The following is a 3543-nucleotide window of genomic DNA, read 5'->3' on the forward strand; positions in this document are numbered from 1 at the left end:
GCCGATGATGCAGTGCGTCGCTGATGACCGCTCAATACTCCACATCGATGCGCTGCCCTCAAATCCATGTGCATAATGGCGAGATGAATCCAATTCAGGACGGTGCAGAGCGAACACATGACAGGCGCATCTTCGGTCAATGTCCGCTGTCGGCCAATCAATGCGAACTCGTTTGTCGCGTGTTGGAGGGAGTCGGTTATGCAGCAGGGAGACCCGACACAGCGGGAGTGGTTCACGACCACGCCACTCGGCAAAGGCATCACGGCCATCGGCGAGCCGCTGCGGGAGGGCGCGGATGTGAAGTCGTTCCTCATTGAGGGGGAGCGAGAGGCGGTGATCGTCGATACCGGCACCGGCGTCGGCGACTTTCACGGACTGGTTCATCGACTGACGAGCCTGCCGGTCACCAACGTTCAGACGCACGGCCACTGGGACCATATCGGCGCCTGCCACCGATTCGAGCGGGTGCTGATCCATCCCGAAGACGCGTCATTCCTGCGTAAGGGTGAGCAGGCGGATCTCTACGCGACGCACTTCGGCCCCGATCAGATCCGCGACGAATGGCTACCCGACGGCTTCACCCGTGAAGGAGCGTTCATCCCCGGCTGTCGGGCGACTGGCGAGCTCAATGATGGTGACACGCTCGACCTGGGCGGACGGACGCTGGAAGTGATCCACACTCCGGGCCATGCGCCGGGCCACGTCGCGCTGCTCGATCGCGACGCGCGCGTGCTCATCGCCGGAGACACGCTGCGCACCGGCACGATTCTGCTGATGCTGAAGAAGAGCGATCCTGTCGCCTACCGTGCGACGTTGGAGCGCGTCGTCGGGCTGCTCGACGCAGTCGATGTCATCTACCCGGCGCACGGTGCACCGATGACACCCGCCGACATCCGCGAGCTGCGCGATGCCTACGAGTCGGTCTGGGCTGGAGAAGTCACCAGCACGCCCGAGCGCGCACCGGCCATGTGGGCCGGCGACATCGACGCCTACGAAGTGGGGCGCTTTTTGTTCCTGACGCCGCGGGGTGCGATCAGTTAGCGGAAGCTGTGCGGGTCGAAGGCGTCGCGGAGGCCGTCACCGACGTAGTTGATGCTCATGACCGTCAGGAAGATCATCAGGCCGGGAGCGATGGCGAAGAGCGGTAGCTCCTGCATCTTGCCCTGCGCATTGTCGAGCAGCGTGCCCCAGGTGGCGGTCGGCGGTTGGACGCCGAAGCCGAGGTAGGACAGGCCGGACTCGGTGATGATCGTCGCAGCGATCAGCAGCGTGCCCTGAACGATGATCGGACCGAGTGAGCCGGGCAGGATGTGACGGATCATGATCCGGCTGTTGCTCGCGCCTGCCGCACGGGCCGCCTCGACGAACTCCTTCTCGCGCAGGCTCAGGAACGTCGCCCGGACGAGCCGGGCCAGCGCCATCCACGACAGGCCGCCGATGACGATCGCAATCGGCCAGATGCTGCCGGAGTACTGCCGCAGGACGCTGTTGGTGCGGATGACCGTGGCCAGCACGATCAGGATGAAGAGCGACGGGAACGACAGGAAAATGTCGACGACGCGCATCAGCATGTTGTCGAGGAAGCCGCCGAAGTAGCCAGCGACTGCGCCGACGATGGTGCCGATCAGCAGCGAAACGGCTGTCGCGGCGATGCCGATGAGCAGCGAGATGCGCCCGCCGTAGAGCACGCGCGAGAAGATGTCGCGGCCAACGTCGTCGGTGCCGAGCCAGTGCCGGGCGGACGGGCCCTGCAGGCGCTCGGATGTTGAGAGCGCATCCGGATTGTATGGCGCGATGAGTGGCGCGAAGGCTGCGCTGAGGACGAGCAACAGCAGGACGAACAGGCTGATAACGGCCAGCCGGTGGCGCAGGAAACGCCGCATGATCAGCCGGGTCATCGTGTCCTGACGGTGACCGGCGGCGACAGCGCTATCTGCGTCGAGTGCGTTGGCCGAGGTGGCCTGCGATTCTGCCATGAACTCCATCCCCCGAAACGATCTGAATCAAGCTCCGCTAGCGCAGGCGGATCCGCGGGTCCAGCCAGGCGTAGACGACATCAGCCAGCAGGTTGGAAAGCACGATCAGCGTCGCTGTGATCATGATGATCGCCATCAGCAGCGGATAGTCGCGCCGGTCGGCGGCGGTAAAGAACAAGCGTCCCATCCCCGGCCAGGAGAAGATCACCTCGGTGAACAGCGCGCCGGAGAAGATGAGCGGCAGGTCGAGCGCCATTAGCGTCACCAGCGGGATCGCCGCGTTGCGGAATGCGTGGCGCATGATGACGACCTGTTCGCCCAGCCCCTTCGCGCGCGCCGTGCGGATGTAATCCTGATGGATCACCTCCAGCATGCTGGCGCGCAGGAAGCGCGTGTACCAGGCCACCCAGCTGGCGGAGAGCATGGTGACCGGCAGGATCAGATGGACAATCCGGTCACGGAGCGAGAAGTCCTGCCCGAGTGTGTACATGCCGCCCGCAGGTAGGAGCGGCCCACTACTGAACGGGTTGTCCAGCCAGATATAGAAGACGAGGATCAGGAGCAGGCCGAGCCAGAATATCGGGACCGATTGCCCGACAAACGTTAACCCGGTGACGACATGGTCGAACCAGGAGTATTGTTTGACTGCGGTTATGACACCTATGGGTATGGCGATCAGAATTGTGACAATCCAGGCGGTGCCCATCAGGTAGAGCGTGTTGGGGAGTCGGTCGCGGATTGCGGCGGTGACGGGGCGGCGCTCGGTGATGGACTGACCGAAGTCGAGCTTCACCACTCGACCCAACCACTTGCCATACTGCACGTAGACCGGCGCGTTCAGTCCCAGGCGCTCTTCAATGCGGCGAAGGTCCTCCTCGCTGAAGCTGCCACGTCGGACATAGGCACCCATCGGTCCGCCCGGCGCTGCCTGGAGCAGGCCGAAGACGATGATGCTGATAATCAGCAACAGCGGCACAGCCATGATCAACCGACGGATGACATAGTTCCCCATGGGATGCTCCCGCTACCCTCCCCGATCCGAGTCAAACGTCCAACCGGGCGTGACTGCGTCTGTGGCATCACGCCCGGTCGGGCTTATTGGCGGGTGTGGCTAGCTCTCCAGCCACCAGTTCTCAGCGTCCCAGGTCGAGTATTCCCAGGTGCTGACGACGAAGCCGTGCAGGCGGGTCGAGTAGGCGTTGCCCTCAGTGAACTGCACGATCGGAATGACCGGCGCATCCTCGCGCATCGCCTCGGCGACCTTCTGGTAGTTCTCGCGGCGAATGTCGCGATCCGGCGTCGCGCCAGCAGCGTCGAGCCACTCGCCGACATCCTCGCGCACCCAGCGGATGAAGTTCTGGCCGGATGGATTGGACGCGCTTGGGACACTGTCCGGGTGGTAGCGCAGGACGATCGAGTTGTGCGGCTCGATGAAGAAGCCGTCGTCGTAGAACAGCGCGTCGTAATCGCCAGTCATGCGCGGCGAGCCATCGGCCCAGGTGCCGAAGATGACGGCGAAGTCCTGGTTCTCGATCTTCATCGTAATGCCGACCTTGGCCAGGTCTTC

4 protein-coding genes are annotated in these 3543 nt (G+C 63.6%); 1 reads left to right on the plus strand and 3 read right to left on the minus strand.

Going from position 1 to position 3543, the window contains the following annotated elements; all coding sequences use genetic code 11:
• Window positions 1-198: 198 nt before the first annotated feature.
• Window positions 199-1041, plus strand: coding sequence for an MBL fold metallo-hydrolase (locus tag M9890_15605; protein ID MCO5178380.1), 843 nt, complete (start codon window positions 199-201; stop codon window positions 1039-1041).
• Here the strand turns inward: M9890_15605 and M9890_15610 are convergent.
• From M9890_15610 to M9890_15620, 3 genes are all read right to left on the minus strand, one after another.
• Complete coding sequence (locus M9890_15610) at window positions 1038-1976, minus strand: ABC transporter permease (GenBank protein ID MCO5178381.1); 939 nt, start codon at window positions 1974-1976, stop codon at window positions 1038-1040. The genes M9890_15605 and M9890_15610 overlap by 4 nt on opposite strands.
• A 37-nt stretch (window positions 1977-2013) precedes the next feature.
• Window positions 2014-2988 carry an ABC transporter permease gene (locus M9890_15615; protein MCO5178382.1) on the minus strand — a complete coding sequence of 325 codons (975 nt, stop codon included), beginning with the start codon at window positions 2986-2988 and terminating at the stop codon, window positions 2014-2016.
• Window positions 2989-3087: 99 nt separating this feature from the next.
• The coding region (locus M9890_15620; GenBank protein ID MCO5178383.1) for a hypothetical protein at window positions 3088-3543 on the minus strand (456 nt) is incomplete at its 5' end.

It is taken from the genome of Thermomicrobiales bacterium (assembly GCA_023954495.1).
Taxonomy (GTDB): Bacteria; Chloroflexota; Chloroflexia; order Thermomicrobiales; family CFX8; genus JAMLIA01.

What these genes read in the sequence shown, in the direction of transcription:
- M9890_15605 (MCO5178380.1), top strand. Translation starts at nt 199, where the DNA reads ATGCAGCAGGGAGACCCGACACAGCGGGAGTGGTTCACGACCACGCCA.
- M9890_15610 (MCO5178381.1), bottom strand. Translation starts at nt 1,976, where the DNA reads ATGGCAGAATCGCAGGCCACCTCGGCCAACGCACTCGACGCAGATAGC.
- M9890_15615 (MCO5178382.1), bottom strand. Translation starts at nt 2,988, where the DNA reads ATGGGGAACTATGTCATCCGTCGGTTGATCATGGCTGTGCCGCTGTTG.